At 61.5% G+C, this 21,422-nt stretch carries 22 protein-coding genes and 1 riboswitch; of the genes, 11 read left to right on the top strand and 11 right to left on the bottom strand.

What is annotated here, in order from left to right; genetic code table 11:
- Positions 1–2: 2 nt before the first annotated feature.
- Complete coding sequence (locus H351_RS22250; protein ID WP_020906955.1) at positions 3–641, bottom strand: HD domain-containing protein; 639 nt, start codon at positions 639–641, stop codon at positions 3–5.
- Positions 642–767: 126 nt separating this feature from the next.
- On the opposite strand from H351_RS22250, the gene H351_RS22245 reads away from it, so the two are divergent.
- The gene (locus H351_RS22245) at positions 768–1,724 is read left to right on the top strand and encodes a GlxA family transcriptional regulator (RefSeq protein WP_029254948.1); all 957 of its coding nucleotides are present in this window, start codon (positions 768–770) and stop codon (positions 1,722–1,724) included.
- On the opposite strand, the gene H351_RS22240 is transcribed toward H351_RS22245, so the two are convergent.
- Complete coding sequence (locus H351_RS22240; RefSeq protein ID WP_019747617.1) at positions 1,721–2,554, bottom strand: alpha/beta hydrolase; 834 nt, start codon at positions 2,552–2,554, stop codon at positions 1,721–1,723. The two genes, H351_RS22245 and H351_RS22240, sit on opposite strands and share 4 nt — an antisense overlap.
- A 127-nt stretch (positions 2,555–2,681) precedes the next feature.
- On the opposite strand from H351_RS22240, the gene H351_RS22235 reads away from it, so the two are divergent.
- The 3 genes from H351_RS22235 to H351_RS22225 are packed head-to-tail and all read left to right on the top strand — an operon-like array spanning position 2,682 to position 4,700.
- Entirely contained in the window at positions 2,682–3,185 is a 504-nt protein-coding gene (locus H351_RS22235) for a hypothetical protein (RefSeq protein ID WP_029254949.1), read from the top strand.
- 9 nt (positions 3,186–3,194) lie between these two features.
- Positions 3,195–3,767 carry a YdeI/OmpD-associated family protein gene (locus H351_RS22230; protein ID WP_019747619.1) on the top strand — a complete coding sequence of 191 codons (573 nt, stop codon included), beginning with the start codon at positions 3,195–3,197 and terminating at the stop codon, positions 3,765–3,767.
- Between the two features lie 30 nt (positions 3,768–3,797).
- Positions 3,798–4,700 (top strand): sucrase ferredoxin, encoded by a 903-nt coding sequence (locus tag H351_RS22225; protein WP_416315107.1) that lies wholly within the window; start codon positions 3,798–3,800, stop codon positions 4,698–4,700.
- On the opposite strand, the gene H351_RS32955 is transcribed toward H351_RS22225, so the two are convergent.
- Together H351_RS32955 and H351_RS22215 are read right to left on the bottom strand one after the other, a co-directional pair.
- On the bottom strand, positions 4,678–5,247 hold the full coding sequence (locus H351_RS32955) for a GNAT family N-acetyltransferase (RefSeq protein WP_201026951.1): 570 nt from the start codon (positions 5,245–5,247) through the stop codon (positions 4,678–4,680). The two genes, H351_RS22225 and H351_RS32955, sit on opposite strands and share 23 nt — an antisense overlap.
- 184 nt (positions 5,248–5,431) lie before the next feature.
- The gene (locus tag H351_RS22215) at positions 5,432–6,415 is read right to left on the bottom strand and encodes a hypothetical protein (RefSeq protein ID WP_029254952.1); all 984 of its coding nucleotides are present in this window, start codon (positions 6,413–6,415) and stop codon (positions 5,432–5,434) included.
- 76 nt (positions 6,416–6,491) lie between these two features.
- On the opposite strand from H351_RS22215, the gene H351_RS22210 reads away from it, so the two are divergent.
- On the top strand, positions 6,492–7,073 hold the full coding sequence (locus tag H351_RS22210) for a GNAT family N-acetyltransferase (RefSeq protein WP_029254953.1): 582 nt from the start codon (positions 6,492–6,494) through the stop codon (positions 7,071–7,073).
- A gap of 14 nt (positions 7,074–7,087) precedes the next feature.
- Here H351_RS22210 and H351_RS22205 read toward each other — a convergent pair whose 3' ends face one another.
- Positions 7,088–7,702, bottom strand: coding sequence for an NAD(P)H-dependent oxidoreductase (locus H351_RS22205; protein ID WP_021332473.1), 615 nt, complete (start codon positions 7,700–7,702; stop codon positions 7,088–7,090).
- A gap of 77 nt (positions 7,703–7,779) precedes the next feature.
- Here H351_RS22205 and H351_RS22200 point away from each other — a divergent pair, with 77 nt between their 5' ends.
- Complete coding sequence (locus tag H351_RS22200) at positions 7,780–8,364, top strand: TetR/AcrR family transcriptional regulator (protein WP_020969094.1); 585 nt, start codon at positions 7,780–7,782, stop codon at positions 8,362–8,364.
- Positions 8,365–8,389: 25 nt separating this feature from the next.
- Here the strand turns inward: H351_RS22200 and H351_RS22195 are convergent, their stop codons facing one another.
- On the bottom strand, positions 8,390–9,304 hold the full coding sequence (locus tag H351_RS22195) for a LysR family transcriptional regulator (RefSeq protein WP_029254954.1): 915 nt from the start codon (positions 9,302–9,304) through the stop codon (positions 8,390–8,392).
- Between the two features lie 81 nt (positions 9,305–9,385).
- On the opposite strand from H351_RS22195, the gene H351_RS22190 reads away from it, so the two are divergent.
- Positions 9,386–10,375 carry a threonine ammonia-lyase gene (locus tag H351_RS22190; RefSeq protein WP_029254955.1) on the top strand — a complete coding sequence of 330 codons (990 nt, stop codon included), beginning with the start codon at positions 9,386–9,388 and terminating at the stop codon, positions 10,373–10,375.
- Between the two features lie 380 nt (positions 10,376–10,755).
- Here H351_RS22190 and H351_RS22180 read toward each other — a convergent pair whose 3' ends face one another.
- From H351_RS22180 to H351_RS22170, 4 genes are all read right to left on the bottom strand, one after another.
- The gene (locus H351_RS22180) at positions 10,756–11,196 is read right to left on the bottom strand and encodes a hypothetical protein (RefSeq protein ID WP_020906963.1); all 441 of its coding nucleotides are present in this window, start codon (positions 11,194–11,196) and stop codon (positions 10,756–10,758) included.
- Between the two features lie 52 nt (positions 11,197–11,248).
- A complete protein-coding gene (locus H351_RS22175; RefSeq protein WP_029254956.1) occupies positions 11,249–13,243 on the bottom strand; it encodes an SDR family oxidoreductase in 1,995 nt (664 codons plus the stop codon).
- A gap of 50 nt (positions 13,244–13,293) precedes the next feature.
- Positions 13,294–13,416, bottom strand: coding sequence for a hypothetical protein (locus tag H351_RS32795; RefSeq protein ID WP_256063593.1), 123 nt, complete (start codon positions 13,414–13,416; stop codon positions 13,294–13,296).
- Positions 13,417–13,545: 129 nt separating this feature from the next.
- Complete coding sequence (locus H351_RS22170) at positions 13,546–15,666, bottom strand: MMPL family transporter (RefSeq protein WP_029254957.1); 2,121 nt, start codon at positions 15,664–15,666, stop codon at positions 13,546–13,548.
- Between the two features lie 69 nt (positions 15,667–15,735).
- Positions 15,736–15,883: riboswitch (cobalamin riboswitch) on the top strand.
- A gap of 116 nt (positions 15,884–15,999) precedes the next feature.
- On the opposite strand from H351_RS22170, the gene H351_RS22165 reads away from it, so the two are divergent.
- From H351_RS22165 to H351_RS22150, 4 genes are read left to right on the top strand one after another with little or no spacing between them, the layout of a single operon-like run.
- Positions 16,000–16,995, top strand: coding sequence for an ABC transporter substrate-binding protein (locus H351_RS22165; protein WP_029254958.1), 996 nt, complete (start codon positions 16,000–16,002; stop codon positions 16,993–16,995).
- Positions 16,992–18,032, top strand: a complete 1,041-nt coding sequence (locus H351_RS22160; protein ID WP_029254959.1) for a FecCD family ABC transporter permease — start codon at positions 16,992–16,994, stop codon at positions 18,030–18,032. The genes H351_RS22165 and H351_RS22160 overlap by 4 nt, the downstream gene beginning before the upstream one ends.
- Complete coding sequence (locus tag H351_RS22155) at positions 18,029–18,862, top strand: ABC transporter ATP-binding protein (RefSeq protein WP_081051179.1); 834 nt, start codon at positions 18,029–18,031, stop codon at positions 18,860–18,862. Before H351_RS22160 ends, H351_RS22155 begins: the two co-directional genes overlap by 4 nt.
- On the top strand, positions 18,859–19,629 hold the full coding sequence (locus H351_RS22150) for a (2Fe-2S)-binding protein (RefSeq protein WP_029254961.1): 771 nt from the start codon (positions 18,859–18,861) through the stop codon (positions 19,627–19,629). The genes H351_RS22155 and H351_RS22150 overlap by 4 nt, the downstream gene beginning before the upstream one ends.
- Before the next feature lie 37 nt (positions 19,630–19,666).
- Here H351_RS22150 and phoA read toward each other — a convergent pair whose 3' ends face one another.
- Positions 19,667–21,199: an alkaline phosphatase gene (phoA, locus tag H351_RS22145; protein ID WP_021343627.1), complete on the bottom strand. Its 1,533-nt coding sequence runs from the start codon at positions 21,197–21,199 to the stop codon at positions 19,667–19,669.
- Between the last annotated feature and the right edge of the window lie 223 nt (positions 21,200–21,422).

The raw sequence follows: 21,422 nt of genomic DNA, 5'->3' as shown, positions 1-21,422 counted from the left end.
TTCTATTGGGGCCAAGCCGAGTTCTGGATGACCTCGACAAAATCGATGTGCCGAAATCCCGGCACAAAATGTTCGAGTACGTCAGCGTTGACCGTCCCGAATGTACTTTCGGGACGGTGCTTGAAGCCTTCGGTGAAAGCCTTCAAGATCTGATTCTTGAAATCCGGGCGCGGGTGAGCCGCGGTGACGGCGTCAATGTCGGCCTGGTCGAGTTCGCTGTATCCGATTCCGAGTACGTCGGTCTCCACACCCGCTGTCACCAAGGCGATTTCGGGTTCCAATCGGGAGGGGATCTCGGGCGTCGTGTGCAGAGCGATGCCTTCCCACACTGTGCGGATGTCGGTTTCGTCGATTCCGTAGCCGGTGAGGAATCGCCGCGCTTCGTCGGCGCTGTCCAATTCGAAACGTGACGTACTGTCCCGGAATTTCGCGGTGAGCCCCAGGTCGTGGAACATGGCGCCGACGTAGAGCAATTCGGGGTCGGCCTGCAGACCCAGACGCGCTCCTTGAAGCGATCCGAAGAGGAAGACACGTCGCGAGTGGTGAAACAGTAACTCGGACGCCGTATCTCGTACCAGCTCGGTGGCGTCGGCAGCCATCTTCGAATCGGGGATTTTCACACCGGCAATGATCGTGGTCATCGGTACCTGCTCTGCTCGTCGTTGCTGCGAATTTCTCGGTCTATCCCAGTGTCGGTCGAGCACGCCCGCGGGCGCACCCTGATCTCGGCCATACTGTCCACAGATCAGGACGAAGGAGAGCGCATCGTGACCGCAGTGCATCGAGTTGCCGTCCTGGTGTTCGACGGCGTCAAACTGCTCGACGTCGCAGGTCCGAGTGAGGTGTTCGCGGAAGCCAATCGCGGCGGGGCGAACTACGAGTTGGTGATCTGCTCGGTAGGTGGACACGATGTCGACTCCTCGACCGGGATGCGCATTCCGGTCGACCGTGACGTTGTAGATTCCGGTTCTTTCGACACGTTGCTGGTCATGGGTGGAGACGTGTTCCCGTCGACGCCGGTGAGTCCGGAACTGCGCGAGGCAGCGAGCGATCTGGCGGGGCGTTCGGGCCGGGTTGCCTCGATCTGTACCGGGACATTCATTCTTGCGGCGAGTGGATTGCTCGACGGACGCCGCGCAACGACCCATTGGCAACACACGGCAACGCTGGCGCGCGCCTATCCACAGATCACGGTGGTTCCTGACGCCATCTTCATTCAGGATGGCGCGGTGTTCTCGTCTGCGGGTGTGACCGCCGGCATCGACCTCGCGCTCGCATTGCTCGAGCGTGATCATGGTGCAGAAATGGCTCGACGCGTCGCACAACTTCTGGTGGTATTTCTCCAGCGTCCAGGCGGACAGTCACAGTTTTCGCCCTCGCTCAGTGGGCCGCGGCCTCGGGTCCCTGCGCTCCGAGAAGTGGTCGACGCCGTCGCGGCCGATCCGGCGGGGGAGTATTCGGTCGAGCAACTGGCTGCCCTGGCGCACCTGAGCCCGCGTCATCTGACGAGGCTCTTTCGCGAAGAATTAGGGACGACGCCGGCCAAATACGTCGAGTTGATCCGTTTCGACGCTGCGAAGGCGCTCCTCGATGCCGGCCACTCGGTGACCGAAGCCGCGCAGTTGGCGGGATTCGGCAGTTCGGAATCCCTACGACGAGCATTTTCGACTCATCTCGGAATCTCGCCCCAGGTGTACCGTCGTCGGTTTCAAGCGTTCGGCTAGGACTGACTTTCGTGCTTGCCTTGTGGCGGGCTCATGCCCTGCTTGTCGAGCCAGGCAAGGCTGTAATCGGCGATCTCACGCCAACCGTGGTCGATGGTCAGCGAGTGACCTCGGTCGCCGAATACCTTGTATTCGTTGATCGTCGGGGCCTTGGCGTACTTCTTGAACGAGCTGTCCGAACTGGCCTTCGGTACTGTGCGATCCTTACCGCCGCCGATCATCAGGAGGGGGCCGCGGCGGGCGTTGAAATCCACTGCAGCGGGGCTGTGGGGCGCGAAGTTGGCGAGTGCTGCCTCGAACAACGGCCGTCCGGGGGCGGGAATTGCATACTGCTCGAACAGGGCGTCGGACTCGTCCTGGGACACGGCGCTGGCGAAGGACTTGTGGAACGATTTTCTGTTGTGTGAGTAGGCCTTCCGGTAGTTGCCAGGGTTGGACAGGACAGGGAACACGCTTCCAAGCTGAACGAGAGGAAGTTTCAACACACCTTTGGGCTGAGCGGGGTCGATGGCAATTGCCGCGGTCGCCAACTTCTGGCCCAGCAGTTTCTGCGCGATCAAACCTCCGAACGAATGCCCGACCACGATCGGTGGTTCGTCGAGATCAGCGATCACCTTGGCGTAGTGGTCCGTCACGTCGTCGATGCCGTGTCCCGCGATGTCCTCCGGGTGTTCGCGCGTCTCACCCACCGTGGACGCATCCCCTGGCCATCCGGGTGCCATCGTGGAGTACCCCTGCGCGTTGAAAACCTGCGCCCAGGGATCCCACGTGGTCGGGTGCATCCAGAGTCCGTGGATGAACAGAACAGTCGGGTTGGACTTGGGCGACATGCGCGCTCCCCGCTATCGGACCGATGATCGATACGGGATGCCCGCTTTTTACAACCTCACGCATATTTTGTGGAGCTTTTCCGTCGGGTCATCCCGTTCTGTTGTTCGAAGATGGCACGATCGTGGCATGGCACCAACCGGCTCCGCGAAGGCGATGGCACTGTGGACCACCGCTTTTGTTGTCTCACAAGCAAACATTGCGCGTTTACTCGGGCCGGTGGCTCCTAAGGTATTGGCAGTGCAGACGGCGTTTTCCGCTCGTCGGTACCTCGAGATCTTGGACTCCATGGATGCGGAGGCCACGGCGCGATTTCGTAGTCACTACTACCCGGACTTCGTACATCCCGCGATCTACGCGATGGCTTTGCGGTCCGCAGGCAAGCGGCTCGGAGAGCGGGTTCCCCTTTCGGCCGCAACTCGGCGTGCGCTTGCCGTAGCGCCGGTGCTGTCGGCGGCGGGCGATTATGTCGAGAACGTGGTCGGCCTCCATTTCCTCGATCATCGCGACAGCATCACCGACTCGAGGGTTCGCGCCGCCTCGACGGTCAGTATTGCCAAATGGGTACTCGCACTCGGAACTTTCGGATATTTGTCGCAGGGTTTTGTCAGAGTATGGGTATCGCGAAAATGAGGAGCACTGATGGCAGTCGAACTCGGTACCGAATACTTCGCTGACGGAGACGAGTTCCGTCGATGGCTGTGCGAGAACCACGAGGCGGTCCCCGGGCTTTGGCTGAGAATGGCCAAGAAGACCTCGTCACACAGTTCGATCGACTACGACCAAGCGTTGGACGTTGCCCTGTGCTTCGGCTGGATCGACAGCCTCTCCCGGCGAATCGACGACGATTTTTTCGTGCAGAAGTTTTCGCGTCGCACTGCGCGGAGTCCGTGGTCCAAACGCAACGTCGAGATAGTCGCCCGCCTTGACGCTGCGGGACTTCTCGAGCCATCCGGCATCGCTGAGATAGAGAAGGCCAAGGCCGACGGTCGCTGGGATCGCGCGTACGAGGGAGCAGCCAAGGCCGAGGTCCCGACGGACTTTCTCGATGCGCTTGCGGAAAACCCGCAGGCTCGCGAGTTCTACGCGACGCTCAATTCCACGAATCGATTCACCATCGCGTACCGACTGCAGGAGGCAAAGCGTCCGGAGACACGCGCCAGGCGGATCGAGAAGTTCGTGAACCAACTCGCGGAGGGCAAGAAGTTCTACTGAGCTGACTGGGACGGCTGATCGACTTTCAACGTGGCTGACACAATAGGGCTCGTGATCGAAGCCGAGACCTGTTCCGCGCTGTCTGCTGTTGACGAACCGTTGGCAGGCAGCGCTGCCGTCGTGCGGGGTTGGGTATGCCTCGAATTCAATGCCGCTTGGGGTCGTGACGTGCTGGACGGTACGGCCTTGGGGGAGGAGCTTGCCGCCGAGCTGAGTCGGCGAGCTGATGCTGCCGACGTACGAATCATGTTCATTCGGCGACCAGGCCGCACCGATCCGCTGACTGATGGGCACACGGTCTTGCTCGCGCGCTCCGATCCGAGCGACTCGTGGTGCGAACGGTTGCGCATCGATTCACCGGCTGATCTGCTCGACATCGATTTCGCGCTACTCGACGGCCCTCCACCAGGATTGGGCGACTCGGTGGACGAGCCAGTCGTCTTGGTTTGTGCGCACGGTAAGCGTGACCAATGCTGCGCTGTGTTCGGCAGGCCGATTGCCGCAGCGCTGATGTCGTCCTTCGGACCCCAGGTGTGGGAGTGTTCGCATACTGGCGGGCACCGATTTGCGCCGTCGATGATCCTGCTGCCGAGCGGCAATACGTACGGCCGTCTGTCCGCTGGTGAGAGTGTCACGGCCGTGGAGGTGGCTTCCCGAGATCAGGTCCATTTGCCAGGCCTGCGTGGACGGAGTTGCTGGTTTCCTGCGGGGCAGGCTTCGGAAGTTGCTGTACGACAACAAATCAGCTGCGGAATCGACGATTTGGCAATCATCAAGCAGGCCAGTGACGGGACATGCGTCGTCGCACATGTGGACGGACGGCGGTGGATGGTCGAGACTGCGGTCTCCGAACTCGCGCCGCGTCCACCGAGCTGCGGCGCGGCGCCCAAACCGGTCAGGCCAGTTGTCGTCACGTCGATTCGAAACCTGTGATTCTCGGACCGTAGTCACAGTTCTTTTGTCGTGAACAGCAGGTCGCCGTGGATTTCGTCCGCTCCACACGGGCGGTCTCGACGAACTCGAGTTTTGCCATCACTCGACGAGACGCTCCGTTCCAGTCTCGGACTGTAGCCCACAGACGTCGATATCCCGATGACTGTGCCCAATGGAGGACGGCCCAGGAAGCCTCGGTCGCGTATCCCTGCCTCCATGTCCTACGAAGGAACTCGAATGCCAGTTCAGGCTCTCCGTCGGATCCACGCACGGTGTCAATCAGTCCGCAGTAACCGATGACATCGCCGAACACTTTCCGTTCCACTGTCAACAGATTGAGTTCGCGGGAGCTACTGCGAATCTGGTCCTCGATATCTTCGACGGTGGGCCGGCCGTCGGAATCGATCCGACGGTGCGGTGGGACACGAGGATCGCGCTCGGTCCAAAGTTCCCGCAAGACAGCGGCGTCGGACACTCTGCGCGCCCTGAGGATCAGTCGATCGGTTTCAAGTGAGATGGTCTTTCCTGGTGCTCGGGAGTCTTCCATGCCCGGGACCTTAAGGGCGATGGTTAAGATTTACCACTCCGAATTCTCTCTTCTCAACCACTTCGACATCGGCGTGACAAGCCCGTCGATGATTGGGCATGACTAGTGCGGATGATCATTCTGAGCTCTGACAGACAGACAGACAGACCGCTCCGGCCGACGACATCCGTTGCCGCGGTGAGCGCTACCGCAACAGGAGTGCAATGACTGCGGGCGGTAATTGACGTTGTCCGAGGAGGTTTACTCGTTGGCATCCGTCGAGTTCGACTGCGATCCGCGTGCCCCCCGAAGCGTCGGGACGAAGTACGTCGATCGAAGCGATGCGTTGAGCGATGAGATCGCATGGGCCTGCAGGTGGCGCGGTGGATACAGCCTCCATCAGATCCGTACTCTGCTGGCGTGACAAGCGGATTCGGGACTCGGGCAGTGACAGTTCGGTGGAATAGCGGCACACCCGTAGTCTGCCGACATCGGAAATCGGCGTAGTCAAAGCCGTTTCCGTCAGCGGGCGTGCGTGAGTGTCTTCGTGTTCTGTCATGCGATTCATGTCAGCCTCAGTGGTCGTCGCGAACGGCTGTCCGATCGAGTCGGGGCAGACTCCCGCATCCTCGGCGGACACGCCGTCGACCAAGTGTTGCTCGCGGCGGATCTCATGTAATCGGTTCAGTGCGGCAAATGGTTGCTCTTGCAGGCCGCAGGGCGCGGTCGGCCAGGTAGGGCGTATCGCCGCGCCGGCTTCGTCCACCAGCCACAACCCGGCTGGCGAGGCGAAACGGTATGCACAGTCCGCCTGGACGTTGGGAGGAAATCGACGAGACTGTTCGCGAAATGCATCGTCCACCGCGTCTATGTCACCCTCGAGGCGCACGGCGGCGATCGTTAACCCACCGTCTGATGCTTCTCCGCGTTCGCATCGAACAACGGCAACGGGGCTGAAATCAGGAGGTGGGTAACCACTTCCCTCAGGGCGAAGAGCGATGCTGCTGTCGCGTGCCTCGGGGGCTACGAGCGCGGCGGTGATATCAGGGGCGAGGCAGTCTGCCCGATCGACCGCCGTCGCGACCGGTGGAGTGAAAGATTCATAGTCGCGAACGCCGGTCCAAACCAACGCAACGGCGACGACACTGACGACGACGATAAAGACCCCAGCTGTGAATCGTCCACTCATACATCGACACTATGTGCTTTTGCGATGGATTGAGGCGAAGTCTCGACCATTGCGGGTGCGACGTAGCATCGCTGCTATGACAGTCGATTTGGTTGCGCCTGACGAGGCCTTGTGGGTGTCCTGGTTGGAGTCGCGTGACGAGTGGGGCGGACCGCAGGCGGATCAGCCCGGCTCGGCACTGGGAGTTGCGCAACGTCTAGATCTCGATCTTGCCTCCCGGGATGGATTCGGGCAGTGGGTGCAGGAGTTGTTGGCGCAGCCAGAGGCAGTGCCGGGGCCCGGCATTGTCCCGGCAACCAACTGGTGGATCGTTCGAGACGGCAGGTACCTCGGCGCTATCCAGTTGCGGCACAGCTTGAATGAGTTCTTGGCCGATGTCGGTGGTCACATCGGCTATGGGGTCAGGCCGTCGGAACGCCGGATAGGTTTAGCGTCGGCTGCTCTGCGGGAGGTGCTCACGTATGCAGGCGACCCGGTGGGGCTCAGTCGCGTCCTGATTACCTGCGACGAAACGAACGCGGGTTCACGTAAGGCAATCGAAGGGTGTGGTGGTCTACTCGACAGCGTGCGCCCAGCTGATCAGTTGTCGCGCAACCTCGGTCACACGGGGGATACGCTTCGCTACTGGGCAGTCACGGGCCGGTCAAGCGTCAGTTGACCGATGTCCGACCGTCAACGGGAAGCCACGGTCGCAGGGTAGGCGACACGGGCAGCGATGCTTTCGCTGAGGTCTTGGATTTCTGCGGCGAGGGTATCGCGGCGCTTCGTGTCCGACTCGTGAACGAATGTTGTCGATCCCAGTGTGGCACCGCAGTATTCGATGATGCCGCGCTCGATCTGTGTCTGGAAGGCCTCGTACACACCGTGGCGTTCGAAACTCTCCGCGTCGTCACCCGCGACCGGGATCAGGTGGACCGTGAGTCGGTCCAGTTTCTTCACGAATTCGCTTCCCGGGGTGATCTCGTACGCCCATCCGCTGACGAAGACTCGATCGATCCAACCTTTGAGTAGTGCAGGCATCGACCACCAGTACATCGGAAACACAAGAATCAGATCGTCTGCTCGATCGATTCGGTCCTGCTCGGCTACAACGTCGGCCGGGGGAGTCCCCTTGCCGCGGAACAGGTTCACATCGTCTTTGGAGAATCGGGGATCGAAATTCTCGGCATGTAGGTCCGCGATGTCGACGTCGCCGCCCAGGTCGCGGATCGCGTCGGCGGTAGAACGGGCGACATGCTGGGTAAGTGACTGTGGATCGGAGTGGGAGACTACGACGAGTGTGGTCATGAGCGTTCCTTCGGTAGATGGTGCGCTTATGTACTAAGAGTAGGTTACTATTGGTATATAGCGCAAGGAGGTGTCCGATGGCACGAACGAGACTGTCGCGAGCCGACAGGTACGAACAACTCGTGGAGGTGTCGTGGGCACTGGTGCGAGAGGAGGGCGCGGATGCGCTGACCCTCGGCCGGTTGGCTGAACGTGCCGGCGTTGCAAAGCCGGTCGTCTACAGCCATTTCGCCTCCCGCGCTGCGCTGTTGGCGGCCCTCTTCAAGGAATTCGACGATCGTCAGACGGTGATGCTCGGGGAATACCTCGAAGCTGCGGAGGAGTCTGTGAACGGGCGGGCGAATGCCATCGCCGACTCCTATGTCGGGTGTTCACTGGCACAGGGGCGTGAACTGACGGGAGTGCTTGCAGCGCTGGAGGGCTCGCCCGAGCTGGAGCAGGTCAAGCGCGAGTCGGAACGCGCCTATTCAGAGCGTTGTCGCGAGGTGCTGGCTCCTTTCAGCGCCGACGGGCTTGGACAATCATCGATGACTGCGATATTCGGTGCTGCAGAGGCCCTCTCGCACGCGGCGGTAGTCGGAGTGCTCTCGCCCGAGGACGCCAAAGGTGAACTTGCCGCGCTGATCGTCGCGGTTGTCGGCAGGCCATCGCTGACTGGGTAGTGCGGTGCAGCCGTGATCTCATCGCCTACAGGTGCCCATCCAGTTCGAACCGCTCACGCACGGAGTCGGATATCGCTGCGAGGGTGCTGACGAACGCGTCAATGGCAGGAGCGAGCGGAGGTTTCCCGAAGGTTGCGACGGAGACAGTGCGTCGCTCGCCGCGAATGCGGTGTGCGCGGATACCCGGGTTCTGATGTGCATGGAGAGCGAGGGCGGGAAGGGTGCTGACTCCGCTTCCGGAGGCGACCAGCGCTTGGACCGCGACGTAGTCGTCGGTCTCGAACTCGATCCGTGGAACGAACCCAGCTCGATTGCAGGCGGTGAGAAGGTGGGCGCGGCAGCTCGGACAGCCTGCAATCCAGGTCTCACCGGCGTAGTCCGTGATCTCGTTGGCGGCATCTGCATTCCGCGCAGAGGTGATCAGGTACAACGGATCGTCCAGCAACGTCGTTAGGGTGACGTGCTTCAGCCCCACATCCGGGGTATCCGCGTGTGCGAAAACGACAGCTACGTCGACGTCGTTGTTACGAAGCATTGCAAGTGCTTTGGGTGGTTCTGCATCAACGAGGCTGATGGACACGTCGGGGTACTGGGACGTGAACGCTGCCATCGCCTGCGGAATCAAACCCGCCAGGGCTGACGGGAATGCGGCAAGTCGTACCCGCCCCGCCCTCAGTCCCGCGTACGTTTCGACTTCGGCTACGGCAGCGTCGACGTGACCGAGAATTTCCGTGGCGCGCCGAACCAGTACCGCACCGGCATCCGTCAGACGTAGCCCACGACCGGCTCGCTGGAACAGCGGAACTCCGACTTCCGATTCGAGCTGTCGAAGGTGGTGACTGATGGAGGGCTGCGCGTAACCGAGCGAATCGGCGGCGGCTGTCACCGATCCTTCCTGCGCGACAGCGACCAAGACCCTCAGCCGAATTAGATCGAGCATGCCGAAATCATAGAGGATTTCGATGCTTTCGACGAAAACATGTATTAGACCTATGAATCAGTGTTTGACAGGGTGATCCACATGGCACAGGCACCTGATCTCGCGGCAACAACCGGGCTACAACCACCCACATGGGCGGACATTCAGCGTGCAAGTCAGGTTGTCCGACGCCACCTACCGGTCACGCCCCTGATATCGCACCCGACCTTGGGAGCGGGCTCGTGCAGCCAGTTGTTCGTCAAACATGAGAACGTGCAACCCACAGGTGCGTTCAAGGTCCGCGGTGGACTGAACCTGGTGGCTGGACTCGATGAGCCGACGCGGGCCCGAGGCATCATCGGCTACTCGACGGGAAATCATGCTCAGTCCCTGGCGTATGCCGCAGCGGATGCGGGCGTGCGGTGCGTAATTGTGATGCCGGCTGGGGCGAATCCGGTCAAGGCTCACGCTGTCCGCATGCTTGGGGCCGAGCTCATCGAGCACGGCGCAAACTTCGACGAGGCACGCGCTCACGCAGAGTTCATCAGCGAACGTGACGGACTGCGTCTCGTCAGCGCCGCCAATGAGGCGGCAATCCTCGCCGGTGTTGCCACGGCGTACGTCGAACTCGTCGAGCAGCAGCCAGATCTGGACGCAGTGGTCGTCCCCGTCGGTGGTGGCAGTGGTGCGGCGGCCGCTTGCCTCGTCGCCAGTGCGCTTGCACCGCACCTGGAGGTGTTCGCGGTGCAGTCGGAGGCCGCACGAGCGGCGCACGACTCGTGGACTTCCGGCACCTGTGTCGAGAGCCCGAACGCCACTCGTGTCGAAGGGCTCGCGACCGGGGCCGGATTCGCATTGACTCAACGCGTCATGCGAGAACGGCTAGGTGGTTTCTTGCTCGTCACGGACGATGACATCACCCTCGCGCAGCGGGCTCTCCTTTTCGACGCACACACTTTGAGTGAGGGCGCCGGTGCGGCCGCACTTGCTGCGGTCTACGCACATCCGAACACCTTCGCGGACAAGCGCGTTGCTGTTGTCTGCACGGGCGCCAATGCCTCCGAGAGCGAGATCCGCAGGGTCGTCAGCTAATTGATCTCGCATTCGGAACAATGTGCAGTGTCAGCGAACTGACGGAAAGCCGAAGTACTGTGTGCCAATGACTTCACCCCGAGAAAAGTCACGTACTCTCAATATTTGCGCACTCATGCTGGTCGTCGGTGTTCTTGGATTGATCGTGAGCTTCGGAGTGACCTCACGTTGGGGGTTCCCAGCGTCCGCATCGGAGCTTTGTAGATCAAGTTCGTATGGAATCGGATTACTCGAAGAAACAGGATGGGCCTGGATCCCGTTTCCCATAGCCTATTGCAAGGCAGTGGATTTCGATTCTTCCGCGGTTTACTTCGCCCTCGGATGGGAAAACTCGATCACTGCCGCAGTATCGATCGCACTCATCGCCATGGCTCTGAAACTCACTTGGGGTGCAGGAGTTCAGTGATGCTTATATGCCCGGCCTTGGGTTCGTTCGGAAGGCTGACCGGCACAAGCCCCATGCTTTCCCGACGCTCGTTGACCGAAAAGACGTACTGGGCAAATTCAGGTTTGACGTGCACGTCCGGAAACCGTGCGCGAAGTTCGCCCACGATCCGATAGCCCTCGTCGTACCAGTCGAAAACGTTGATCCCTGGACGCCACCTCGGTCGCATCGCGAAGCCGTCGATCTCGGTCACAAAGAACTTTTGGAAGCGATCAGTCCACGCCAGTATCTTCTCTCCGAGTTCGTCGTCGATCCCCATTTGGCTCGGGAGAACGTATGCCTGCGGGAACCGTTGCGGCGGGACGACAATCAATTCCTTCGACGGCCATAGCGAACTGGGATGACCATGGTCAGGATAGATTCTGATGACTAACACTGCAGATCCCTTGCGGTGGCCAACACGCTACGAGGCGAAGTCACACCACCGGTCACCAGTGCGTTCCGGGCACGAGTCGGGCGGCGCGTCGGCCGAGTTTGCGGATGCGCGAGCGTGAATGGCGCTGACGCGACGGTGTTGCCGAAACGTCTGACGGAGTTTCTTTGTCTACCTGCCCCTTTGCCGCCGGGGAGTCAGGGAAGGCCTGGTACATCTGGTTGAGAATTCGGTCCTTGGTGTGCGGTGCGAACAAGGTTCCCAGATCACCCAGAGTGCCCAGTGGCACGTCGATGCGCTTGGGGCGTTCGATCAGCGCGCGGATCACCATTGCCGCAGCCTTTTCCGGGCTGGTGATCGGGCCGTTGTTGTATTCGCCGGTCGGAGCGATCATCGGCGTTTCGACCAGCGGCATGTGGATGGTCGTGAAAGTGATTCCGTCTGCCAGGGTTTCGGAGGCAGCTACGTCGGAGAAGCCGTCGAGGGCGGCCTTGCTCGCCACGTAGGCCGAGAATCTAGGCGTTGCCGCCTGGACTCCCGCGCTGCTGATGTTCACGATGTGACCGAAGCGGCGAGAACGCATGGTGGGCAACAATGCGAGCACCAATCGCACAGCGCCGAAGTAGTTCACGGCCATCGTTCGTTCGTAGTCGTGGAAACGATCCGTGGAATGGTAAATGCCGCGCCGAATGGATCGGCCGGCGTTGTTGACCAACATGTCCACGTGATCATGTTCTGTCAGAATGCTTTTGATCGTGTGCTGGACCGACTCGTCGTCGGTGATGTCGCAGGGATAACCGAACGCTTTGCCTCCGCTTGATCGAATCTCCTGTACCGCGGCATCGAGTTCGTCGGTGCGGCGTGCGATCAGGAGAACTGTGGCGCCTTTCTGGGCGGCGGCGATGGCAGAGGCCTTGCCGATTCCGGACGAGCCACCGGTGATCAGGACTATCCGCCCGACAAGTGGTCCTTCGGGATGGTTGCGACGTGCGCGATTGGGATCGAGGTTTGCGCGCCAGTACTTCCACAAGACCGTCGAGTAGGAGCCGAACTCGGGGACCGTCAGGCCTGATCCGGCGAGGGCGGCAACGGTTCTCTCGGAGGTGAAGGTCGGCGCCATCGTCATGTTGTCGAGCAACGCTGCAGGCATGCCGATGCGATCGAGGAAGACTTTCCGTGCCGATTCTGCCGAGTCCATCGGCAATGGCGAGACAAAGGGTTTGGCGATCACGCCCGGCAGGCTGAGCGCGGGCCGCGGTGCTCCGGCGGCCTTGGCGAGGCCGGCATAGATTTCGCGTACCGGTTGAGGTTTCGGATTGACGAGATGGAATGCTTCGCCGTCACGGCCGGGCACATGCATCAACTCGACGAGGGCAGCGGCCACATAATCGACCGGCACCACGTTGGTTGCCCCGAGGTTGGGGATCGGGACAGGTAGTGCTGCAGGTAGTTTCGCGAGTAGCGCCAGACCTGGGAACAAGTAATACGGTCCGTCGATCTTGTCCATCTCTCCGGTGACGGAGTTGCCGACCACGGCAGACGGCCGATAAACACGCCAGGTGAGGCCTTCTCGTTCTCGAACGAGCTTCTCGGCCTCGAACTTGGTTCGGTGGTACGGCGTCGGAAAGCCTTGGCCGCAATCGAAATCGGTCTCGCTGAACGTGCCCGGATAGTCGCCTGCGACTGCGACCGATGACACGTGATGAAGGGTGGCTCCCAGTTTCGCAGCAAGTTCGACCACGGAGCGTGTGCCCTCGACATTCGTCGAAGCCTGCTCGTCTCCGGCCGTGATGTCGTAGATCGCGCCGAGGTGAAGGACATGGTCGGCCGGCGGGGGAGAGTCGATGCCCAGCTCGGGCTCGGTGAGATCGCCAACGAGCGGATGCACTCGATCACCGCCCGGAATTGCCGACACCTGTCCTTCGAGTTTTGCGACAGAACCCGCTCTGACCAGCACGTGGATCTGAGCAGTTTCATCATGCTCGAGCAGGAGCGGTAGTACAGCTCGTCCGAGGAACCCGGTACCGCCAGTGACGATGTATGTGGCCATGGTCGGTAACTTACTCCAAAGTAAGATCGACGGCTAGAGGGAACCGGACATCAGTGCGTCATGACGCCATCCTCGGTGTCGAAGTCGATGCCCGCAGCGATGATTCCGGAAAACAGGAACGCGACGGCAAGTGCAAGAGCGGGGATTGCAAGGATCCATTCGAAAATTGTCATGCTCCAAGTCTGACGAAATCAGCTTCGGAGAACATCGCCCTGCGGAGCGATTTCCCTGATCGGGCAGTCATCCTCGAGGACGACTGCCCGATCAGGGAAATCCACTAGTGCGTGATCAGTGGCCCGAAATCAGTGGCCGATGCCGACCTTCGCGTGAACCTTTTTCATCCAGGCCGGAGCCCACCAGTTCGCTTCGCCCATCAACTTCACGAGCGAGGGCACGAGCAACATGCGGATGATGGTCGCGTCGACGATCAGCGCGACGATCATGCCGACGCCCAGGAACTTCATCACCGACAACCCGGACATCGCGAATGCCCCCGTCACCACGATCAGGAGTAGGGCGGCGGCCGTCACGATGCGGCCGGTGCGTTCGGTTCCGAACTTGACTGCTTCCTCCGTCGTCGCTCCCGCGTTCTTGGCCTCGACCATCCGGGACATCAGGAAAACCTCGTAGTCCGTGGACAATCCGAACACCACCGCCAGGATGAGCACGACGAACGTCGCCTCCAGCGGAGTTTGACTGACCCCGAGGAGTTCGACGCCGTGACCGTCCTGGAAGACGAAGGTGAGGACTCCGAAGGTGGTCGCGAGGCTCAGCGCGGCCATCAGTACCGCCTTGATGGGCAGGACCACCGAACCGAACGCGAGGAACAACAGGATCAAGGTCGATCCGACCATGATGAGGATCATCACCGGCAACCAGTGCAGGACGGCGTTGTTGCCGTCGTCGACCATGGCTTGACCGCCACCGACAAGCAGCACTGTTCCGTCGGGAGCGGAGATCGCACGCAGATCTGTCACTGCGGTGCTCTGTGATTGGGGTGTAGAGCCCTCGCTGTAGAGAGCCTGAACCGCGATGAGTTGATTGGTGCTCGCGACGACGGTCGCCTGACCGATGCCCTCGACCTGACCGGCGGACTCGGCGATCGCTGCACCTTCGGCCGGGGTGAGAGTGTTCCCGTCCTCGGCCTGAAGGATCATCGTCGCGCCGTTGCCGGTCTGCGGGAAGTCGTTGACCAACGTGTCCATTGCGACGCGAGCGGGGTTGTTGTCCGGGAGTGCGGTGTACGAGAGTTCTCCCAAACGGGCACCGAGCAGCGGCGAGGCCATCACGAGCAGCACGGCCACGATCGTCACCGAGACCGCGACCGGACGCTTCATCACCCACGTGACGACGCGGCCCCAGAACTTGCGCGAGCGTTCCTCGCCGCGTTGCGCCGCATCCTTGCGCCACGTCAGGGCGTTGATGCGATGCCCCAGAATGGCAAGCAGCGCAGGCACAGCGGTCAGCGACAGAACCGCCGCGCTCAGTACTGCTGCGATCGCACCGAAACCCAAAGACCGGATGACGGCCTGCGGGAAAACGAGCATGCCGCTGAACGCGCAGATCAGCAGCAGACCCGAGAACATGACGGTGCGACCCGCGGTCAGAACTGTCCGCTGCGCAGCCGCTCCCGGGTCCGAGCCCGAATTCAGTTCTTCACGGAACCGACCGACCACGAACAGTCCGTAGTCGATTGCAAGTCCCAACCCGAGAAGAGAAGCGACGTTGATCGAGAACGAGGACACATCGGTGATCAACGTGAGGATTCGCAGAACCGCCAAGGCGCTCAAGACACTGAGTACACCCACGAATACCGGAACCGCCGCAGCGACGATGCCGCCGAAGATGAAGACCAGCAGCACCAGAGTGATCGGAATGGCGATGGCTTCGGCGACCACCAGGTCTTTCTCCAGCTTGGTGTTGAACGCGACGCCGACAACGGTATTACCCGCGAATTGTGCCTCGGCACCTTCAACTTCGAGCTTCGGCAAGAGATCGGCGAAAGTAGCAGGTGTGACGCCCGAGTCCGGTGCCAACGTGATCGCAACGGCCGCCATGGATCCGTCGTTCGAGAGCAGACTGGCCTTGGCCGCGGCGTCCGTTCCCCAATACGACTTCACCGACGCGGTCGGCACTTCCGTTTTGAACTGGTCGACGGCGGCCGTTACTGCCGGCCCGATGTCGTCGAGGGTCTTGCCGTCGGTGGGTGAGTAGATCGCGATGATGTCCGGGGTCTGCGGCCCGAGATTGTCTTCGATGATGTCCGCAACCTTCGCGGAGTCGCTGCCCGGATCGATGAAGCCGCCCTGGCTGAGCTTGCCGAACACTCCGAGTCCCCACACCCCACTGATGAGAACTATCAGAACCGCGAGGCTCAGTACCCACCATTTCCGGGCGACGACGGTTTGGGCCCAGCGTGTCATGTATCAACTCCGGTGTGTGGGGGCGTCTGGCCAGATCGACTGTAGTGGGCGTTTGGTCTTGAATCGGAAACGTCATGCATACTGCTCGAAGCACTTGCAAGCCACGCGTGTGGGGGAAGCCGGTCCGAATCCGGCGCTGACCCGCAACGGTAGGTCGATTCTCGGTAGTCACCGAGCGTCGGCAAGCCCGATTACCCACCGCGCGGTGTGCGACATCCATTCGTCGTGGTCTACGAAAAGGAAGTCCAGCAGGAGCTCTGGCCGAGTATCAGTGTGCGGGCGGAGTTGTCTGTCGGATTCTCATTCGTGGCTCAGAGCCCTTACGAGGTCCCCGTGTCACTTCAGTTCTCCCCGTCCCGCGCCGCCGCTGTTCTCATCGCGGTCGCCTTGGTTTCGGCAGGTTGTTCCAAAGGCCAGGAATCAGAGTCCGCGTCTGCTGCGGAATCCTTCGCACAGCCTGTGTCCGTGACCAACTGCGATCGAGAGATGACCTTCGACTCGCCGCCGCAGCGCATCGTGTCTTTGAACGGGCATGTCACCGAGGCGCTCATCGAAATCGGTGCGGGTGACCGGATCGTCGGTCGGGCGTACAGCGACAATCCGCCAACTGCGGAGACCGCCGATGTATTCAACAAGATTCCCAGCCTCTCCGATACGTTCCCCAGCATGGAGCAGGTTCTCGACGTCGATCCGGACTTCGTGGTCGGAGGAATGACCAGTGCCTTCAACGAGAAGCAGGGCCGTTCCCGAGACGCTTTCGGCGAGCGCGGAATCAACACCTTCCTCTTCTCGGAATACTGTGGCACCGGTTTCCCCGACATCGGATTGCTCGAGAACGACTACACGCAACTCGGTCGAGTCCTGGGCGTTGAAGATTCCGCCCGCGAGGTCGCAGAGGAGATCAGCGATGGTCTCGATTCCGTCCGCGCTTCGGTCGGGGACGCGGCGCCGGTACCGACCTTCTTCTACGACAGTGGTGACCAGGTTCCGACGACCATCGGCGGAGTCGGCGTCGGTCAATTGGTCGCGGAATACTCCGGTGTCTCGAACATCTTCGCCGAAGGGACAAAGCCCTACATCGACGCATCGTGGGAAGCTGTTGCCGAGCGTGCACCCCAGGCGATCGTGGTCATCGACTACGGCGACAAGACGGCCGAGCAGAAGATCGACTTCCTCCGTGCCCAGCCGTTGATGGCGACCACCCCTGCTGTGCAGCAGAACCGGTTCGTCGTGGTTCCTCTCGCGGACCTGTTCGAGAGTTCACGGTTGGTGCGTTCGGCACAGACCATCGCGACGGCCTTCCATCCGGGCGCTGACGCGGCGAAGTGACCCGCACGCGTTACGGGTACGGCGCCCTACTTGTCGGCTTGGCGGTCGCCTTGGCGATCGTCCTGGGGTTGGCCGTCTCCTTGGGATCGGTTCGCATTCCCGTCGGTGACGTCTGGGCGATAGTCGGAGCCCGTTTGGCGCCAGGGACTTTCGAAACGTGGTGGACCGCGGCGCGGGAGTCGATCGTGATCGACTCCCGCCTGCCACGTGCACTCACGGCTGCGGTCGTGGGTGCTTCCTTGGCGATGTCGGGTGCTGTTGCTCAGGCTGTCACACGGAATCCTCTTGCCGACCCGTATCTGCTCGGAGTTTCGTCGGGTGCGGGATTCATGGTGGTGCTCGTGTCGGTGCTGGGTTTCGGCGCCGGCCTCCTCGGGGTTTTCACGATTCCGGTCGCAGCATTCGTCGGGGCGATGATCCCGTTGTTTCTCGCACTGCTGATCGGCGGCCGGTATCCGCAGCCGACCGCGATCATTTTGGTGGGTGTAGCGCTCGCCCAAATATTCTCGGCGCTCATCACCTTTTGCATCCTGGTGTTGGCCGATGATCGGCACGTGACGTCGGTGATGCACTGGATTGCCGGCGGATTCGGTGATGCGCGATGGTCGACGCTGATCTTCCCGACGATCGCACTGGTCGTCGTCGGCACGGCCCTTCTGTTCAGTTCGCGGTGGATGGACGTCTTGCAGACCGGTGACGACGGGGCTGCAGCACTCGGTATGAACGTCCGACGGTTCCGAGTGTTGTCCTTGCTTGCGGTCTCCGTACTGGCGGGCGCGGCAGTCAGCGTTGCCGGTGGAATCGGATTCATCGGCCTCCTGATCCCACATCTGGCCGGTTTCATCGTCGGCACCAGAGCAATTCGACTGCTCCCTGCTGCAGCCCTTCTGGGCGCCGTCGCGATGGTTGCCGCGGATACCGCTGCGCGCTCGGTGGCACAATCCACCGAAGTTCCGGTCGGAGTGATCACCGCCCTCGTGGGTGCACCGATCTTCGTCTGGATGCTCTACCGGCAGTATCGGAGGCTCGAACAGTGACGCAGACCAGAACAGTGACGCAGACCAGAACAGTGACATGCCCGAAGGACGGCGAAGCTGCGCCTCTGCTCGAACTCGTCGAGACCCGGGCGCGGCTTGGCAACCGCGAAGTCTTGCGCGGCATCACTTTCGCGGTGACGTCCGGTGAAATACTGGGCTTGGTCGGACCCAACGGCAGTGGCAAGACGACGGCGCTGCGCTGCTGCTACAACGCTTTGACTCCGACAGGTGGCGCAGTTCTGATCGATCAAGCCGACTCGACGACGCTCTCGCGTAAGGACATCGCCAAAACCATCTCGGCGAGCGTCCAGGAACCTACTGTCTCGGCAGGACTTTCGGTTCGTGAATCGATCGCGCTCGGACGAACTCCGCACCGTAGCTGGTTGGACCGAAGCACTGAGCGAGATACCGCCATCGTGGACCGGTGCATCGAGCAGGTTGGTCTGGTCGAGCTTGCCGGACGCGACGTGTCCACCCTGTCGGGTGGTGAGCGGCAACGTGTCTCGATAGCGCGCGCATTGGCTCAGGAGCCCAAGGTTCTGTTGTTGGACGAGCCGACCAATCATCTCGATCTTCGTCACCAGTTGATCGTGATGGAATTGCTCGCCGAACTTGCGTCGGCGGGGCTCGCGGTTGTGGTCACGATGCACGATCTACGGTTGGCAGTCGAGTACTGCGACAACCTTGCCGTGCTCACCGAAGGTGAACTCCGCGCGTGTGGGTCTACGGTCGAGGTGTTGGACGAGCCGTTGTTGGCCGAGGTTTTCGGCATCAAGGCGCGAGTCGAACGCGGAGTACGTCCGCGGATGGAGATATTGGGGCTGGCATGACGGAATCGGTAGCCGGGATCTACGCCCGTATGGCATTAGCGGTGCCGTTCTTCGACAACCTGAGCGGGTATCCGGATACGATGCCCGCGGTGTTGATGACCGACCCCCAGTGGTTGGCAGCACGTGTCGCCGATACGGCCGAGCGATGGGGGAGTGCGGACAGCCGAGTGAACGGCACGTTGTGGTGGTACTCGGCCAGTTCCACGCTGACTGGCATTCCGATCGGAACCGGAATGGTCACCGGGTTCGCGGCCGATCCATCGTTGAACGGTGGGCGGATCTTCTTGCGTGACAACGGCTATCTGGGCGGGTTTGCTGCCGGATCGGTCATTCCGATCTCGCGGAGTGTGGCGGAGTTGGGCCACGCGATGTTCCGCTCACTCAGTCCCGTGATCGAGGTACTCGCCGAGGTGTCCGGCGTTCGGCAGCAGGCGCTGTGGGCGATCGCGACGGACTCCATCGCCAATCGCAGCCTCGACGCCGCCGGTAGCGCGAGGGAGCGCGGAAGTGCATTTGCTGCCGGCCTGATCGATGTTCTCCGCGGTGAGAACCCGGGCATTCCGGTTCCGCGTTTCGTCGATGTCGACCGCAATGAAAGTGTTGTGCGCGTTTCTAATCCGTTGACACCGGTGGCATCCGGGCGACGCAGATTCACGCAGCGCGCGTCGTGCTGCCTGATTTACGAGGTGCCCGGTGAAGGTAAGTGCACCAGTTGCCCGAAGCGCGCACCCGAAGATCGGGTGCGCGCCTTGGCTGCTCTGGTGTGACTGGACCCAGGCTTTTACCGGGTCGGGTTTGGTCAGGTCAGTGAGCTGCGACCTTGGAACGGTCGAGTCCCAGCGCGTCGGTCATCGTGAAGAACAGATCGGTCTGGTCCGTGAGGCCGCTGACATTGGCCGCGTGCGGGCCGAAAGCTGCTACGCGCAACTGAGTTCCGGTATGCCCTTCGGATTCGACGGCCGGATCTTCGGACGTTCCGTAGCTGATCGTCATCTCCGAGCCGTCCTTCGTGGTCAGCTTGCGGGTCAGACCGGGGTAGACGATTTCCTGGGCGCGCTCGACCGGGATGTTCTGGTCCTTGGCGATGGTGGCGATGTCGTCTGCGCTGACGTTGGTGACGATCTGGCTGGTGTGAGCGTGGTCGGCTGTGACGATGACCAGGGTTTCTCCGTCGGTCTTCGCAAATTCGAGTGCCTTCTGCACAGCTTCGTCGAGGTCGACGGTTTCACCGATCTGACCGCACGCGTTGGCTGCGTGATCTTGCTTGTCGATCGAGGCACCTTCGACTTGGAGGAAGAATCCGTTGTCGTTGACCTTCAGTAGGTCGATTGCCTTCTGCGTCATGTCCGCGAGCTTCGGTACGTCGGAGGTTCGCTTGGGGTTGTCGATGCAGGTCTCGGCGGGCTGCAGGTAACCGTCGCGGGTGGCGACAGAGCCTTCCCAGCGGACGGGCATGTTGCCGTCGGCGAACAGCCCGAGCACGGGTGCGTCCTGATCGGCCTTGCCGACCTCGTTCATCTCGGCGGCATTCTTCACCAGCTGGTAGCCACGAGCGGCAGCTTGCTCGTTGAGGGTCTTGCCCTGCCAGTCACCGGCTTTCGCGGTTTCAGCGAAGGACTTGGCGCCGCCGGCAAAGGTGACGTCGGCGCGGGTGTCGAGGAGCTGTTCGCTGATCGACCCCTTGCCGCCGTTCTCGATGGCGTTCTCCGGGCAGGACTTGGACGTCGCCTCGGGTCCGTAGCACTTGCGGCCGCTGACGTGCGCGACCTGCACTGCGGGGGTGGCGTCCTGTACCTCGGCGGTGGAGACGTTGCCGGTGGCCTTGCCGTTCGCCTTGGCGATCTCGAGGACGGTCGACTGGGCCTGCCCCTTGATGTCGACGGAAATCGCGCCGTTGTAGGTCTTGGTGCCGGTGGACCATGCCGATCCACTGGCAGCGGAGTCGGTGACGTAGTCGGGCTTGCCGTCCTTGGTCAACGCGTAGTGCGTGTACTGGCCGGTGATCGGCAGGGCGTCGAGGCCGGCGAAGCTGCCAGCAGCACCCTCGGCGTAGTTGCGCGCGGCGGTGATCTCCGAGTCGCCCATGCCGTCCCCGATCAGGAGGATGACGTTCTTCGCGCCGGAAGCGTTGACGGCGTCACGCACTGCAGCCGACTGATCACCGTCGATGCGGCGAGCACCACCGTTCGAGGACAGTTCGCCGGTCGCGGCGCGATCGACGGTCGTGCCGTTCGAGCCTGTTGCCTCGTCGGCACTGCTGCTGCAGCCGGCAGCGGCCAGAACGGCGACGGCGCCGGCGACGGCCGTCAACCTACGTGTGTTGCGCGAGAACGACATACGAGTAGTACTCCTGGAAACAGTATGGATGGAGATTATGAACGCCGCTAATGATCTGGGGCCAAAGTGAACGGAGTGCAGACATGCGTACATCTGAATGTGACGAGACGGTGAGGGTTGAGATTCGCTCTGTTGACTGCGGGTGAGTGACCTGTCAGACTGAATCTGCATCGAACATCAGTTCGATGCATGTGGTGCGTCTTCCCTTTCGGCATCCTCGAGC

It is taken from the genome of Rhodococcus erythropolis R138 (assembly GCF_000696675.2).
Taxonomy (GTDB): domain Bacteria; phylum Actinomycetota; class Actinomycetes; order Mycobacteriales; family Mycobacteriaceae; genus Rhodococcus_F; species Rhodococcus_F erythropolis.
The sequence above is the reverse complement of the archived record's forward strand: the minus strand, read 5'-3'. Positions and strand labels throughout refer to the sequence as shown.